This is a genomic window from Pseudotabrizicola sp. (assembly GCF_030656345.1).
Taxonomy (GTDB): Bacteria; Pseudomonadota; Alphaproteobacteria; order Rhodobacterales; family Rhodobacteraceae; genus Pseudotabrizicola.
Genome location: NZ_JAUSNR010000004.1, coordinates 1 through 3,083, shown reverse-complemented (window position 1 = coordinate 3,083; position 3,083 = coordinate 1). Strand labels below are relative to the sequence as shown.

The following is a 3,083-nucleotide window of genomic DNA, read 5'->3' as shown; positions in this document are numbered from 1 at the left end:
GTCCTGTCGCGCTTGATCCTCGATGTCGAAACTCCGCTCGCTGATATAGGCGCGCGATGCACCCATGGCGCGGAGGCGGTTGATTTCCTCCTGCACCGCCGTCCCGAATTCTTCATCGGGCATTTCCGCGCGGTAGCGCGCGAGGGTGCGGTCATCTTCGGTGATCGGACCGAGATGTTGCGTCGGATCGCGCAGAGCCAAGTCCATATCGCCCGCGTGGAGCCTGCGATCCTTCTCCTCGACGGCAAACTCCTGCGGCTTGCGGCTGTCGGTGATCTTGTCCCAAGCGATCGAGGCCAATTCTGCGTGATCGGGCGATCGCTGTGCATAGGCGTTGAAGGCGGCGCGGGCTTCTTCCACTTCGACAGCACCGGCCCTGCGCACGGAAGGGTCGTCTGAGAACGGGTAGGTGAAATCTGTCCGTCGGAACTGGGCGACCAGTTGTTGGAAGTCCTGCCGCTCGGACGGGGCGAAGGCGTCCGGTCCCGCGTCGTCGAGATCGCGGCCCAGTGGCGTCAGACGTTCGGCGAGCGAGACCTCGGCATCCTCCGCCTCATCGACATCGTCGACCGCCCGCAAGATGCGCGCATCGGTCAGAGTATCGCCCAGGCGGACGTGAACGGCTTCCAGCCGGTCCAGTGCTTCCTCGCGGTCCTCGCCCTTCTCCAGATCGAGGTCGCCCGCCGTGGCGATGGCGCGCAGATCCTGCGCCAGCCACTGCCGTTCGAGGGCTGCATTGCCGGCACCCTCGCGCATGCGGGCGGCAACCGCCTCGGGGTCGATGCCCGTGCCCTGCAGTGCCTCCGTGAGGCGTGCCTTCACATCCCCCTCGTCGAGGCGTTCGAGTTGGTCTTCGCGCATATTGGCGCGCGCATAGACGCCGTCGCGGGACGGCGCATCAAGCAGCGCGGCCGAGCGGTCCCCCAGCGGATTGAGATGCGCAACGGAGGCCAGGACATCGGTAAGCTTGCGCTCGATTTCCGGCCGCTCGGCTGCGGGCGCCCGGTCGATCGCCGCTTCGATCTGACGGATGTTTTGAGAGAACTCGGTGATCAGCGTGTCAAACGCTGTTTCGTCTTGGGACATATAGATGGCTCCGTCAGATTGGATCTGACCGCCACTGGCAAGGATGGTGCTGGCCCGCTCGAGAGCCTCGGCCACGTCATCGAAGTTCGACTGGGACGCCTCGGCAGCCAGACCCCGATAGGTCAGCGCGTTGCGCGCCACCGTCTGCAGGGCTGCGGCGAGATCAGCGCCTGTGCGCTGGCGCTCGACCGGCGGCCGGCCCTCGTCACGGGCCTTGTAGACCTCGTCGATCTCGGCGCGGTATGTCGTGACCCCCCGGTCAAGACGCCGTGTCGCTTCGAGCCGGATCCCGTGGACCTGCGCCGCGTCAACCATCGCCGCCCGAAAGGCGTCGTAGTTGAAGTGGTGATCCTTCCCGAGAAAGAACATTTCGCCATCCTTGCTGCGGCGGTTCAGAACGATATGCGCATGTGGATGCGCGCGATCTTGGTGTATTGCAGCAATATAGTCGAATTGCGACCCCTCACCTTGAAAGAACCGCTCACAGACCGTCTCGGTGATTGCGCGCACCTCCTCACCGCTGGTGCCAACGGGAAAGGCCATCAGAAGATGCGAGGTATGGCCGAGCTTGGGGCTGTGCCGCTCACCCCACTGGTTCTCAAACCGGCGTACGACCCGGTCGATCTCGGCCTCGGAAAGGGTCTTCTTACCGTCATGGGTGCCACGACTGTCGAGGATGTGGCTCGACTTGGTGGTAAGATACGTCAGCTGGGCCTTCAGCTGCGCGCCGGTATGGCAGCCGCCTTTCGAGATCGGCTTGAAGATGGCCGGCGAATAGCCGCGCGCAGCCCGGACCATCTGCGCCTTCTTCGACAGCCCCTGCCAACTGCCCGAGACCCGGCTCCAGTCACGATCGAAGAGGGCGGGGCTGACGCCGCGCACCTCACTCCGCGCCATATTCGGCCACCTGCTCCGCTTCCTGCCGCGCCAGACCGGCGAGCGCCTTGGTGACCTCGAGGTCCAGTTCGCGACGCCGCGCGCGGAACATCTCCTGGATCTGGTCGGCCATGTCGAAGACGAGCACCGCGAGATCGTGGATCTCGGCATGGCTGGCGGGAGTATAGGGCAGCCGCTCGCCCTTGAGCTTCGCCTCGTTCAGGCGGCGGGCGACCTGGTTGACGTTGTTGCCGACCCGGTTCAGCGCCGCGCTCATCCCCCTCAGCTCATCCGTCATACCCTCATCCGGGCGCAGGAGATCATCGGCGGCCAGCATCAGGCAGCGCATGGCGTCTGACCGATGGGCAATACCGCGCCGCGCGAGAGCCGCATCGAAGCCGCGAAGGTCGCGATCAGTGACCCGCATGGTCAGCACACGGGTGCGGCTGTCGTTGGCGGAGACGGCAGAACGGCCCCGGCTCAGCACGTTGTAGACGGTCTTGGGCGAGACCTTCAGCGCAGCACTGATCGCACTGACCGAGACGCCTTTCGCCCGTTCCCGGACGATCTGACGGCGCTCCTGATCGGTCAGTCTGCGACTGTGTCCCATGTGAAGTATACGTTCCTATTTCTTGCCACCTTCGTACAAGCCCGCCTTCTCCCAGCACAAGCGGAGAAGGCATTAAGGGCTTGTACTCAATGTAGAAAATCGGCCCGGGGGGCCGATTTGACGTCCTTTGTCAAATGCAGCGCGCAACGCGCTCAATGCAACGCGTCCCGCGTTCCCTGCACCGTGCATCACGTCCAATGCACGGTGCCTTTTGCGCTCTGCAGCGCGTCTTCGGGCAAGTGGGCCGTGTCGATTGCAGCACGCATCGCGCATCGCGCTTCATGCACGGCGTTGCGTGCACCCCGCGTCGCGTTATTCGCTTTACGTCCTTTGGAGATTGCGGAATGCAGTGCGTCTTCTGGCAACTGCATCGCGCAACCTGGATCGCGGCGTCTGTCCCCTGCGCCCCGCTGTCTGGTCGCTGCAAAACGCTTAACGGCGAGTGCATCCTGCCCACCGCATCGTGCATCCCGCCTTCCGCTTGACGCCGATGCACCAAGAGGTTAGCGAC

General features: G+C 64.3%; 2 protein-coding genes. Both read right to left on the bottom strand.

Annotated elements, in window-relative coordinates; all coding sequences use genetic code 11:
* On the bottom strand, window positions 1–1,983 hold a 1,983-nt coding region (locus Q7J44_RS01650), incomplete at its 3' end, for a relaxase/mobilization nuclease domain-containing protein (protein ID WP_370692935.1).
* Entirely contained in the window at window positions 1,970–2,572 is a 603-nt protein-coding gene (locus Q7J44_RS01645; RefSeq protein ID WP_304876389.1) for a helix-turn-helix domain-containing protein, read from the bottom strand. The genes Q7J44_RS01650 and Q7J44_RS01645, both read right to left, overlap by 14 nt.
* Window positions 2,573–3,083 lie beyond the last annotated feature (511 nt).

Excerpts from the sequence above, each read along its gene's own strand:
- Q7J44_RS01645 (WP_304876389.1), bottom strand. The coding sequence starts at position 2,572 with ATGGGACACAGTCGCAGACTGACCGATCAGGAGCGCCGTCAGATCGTC.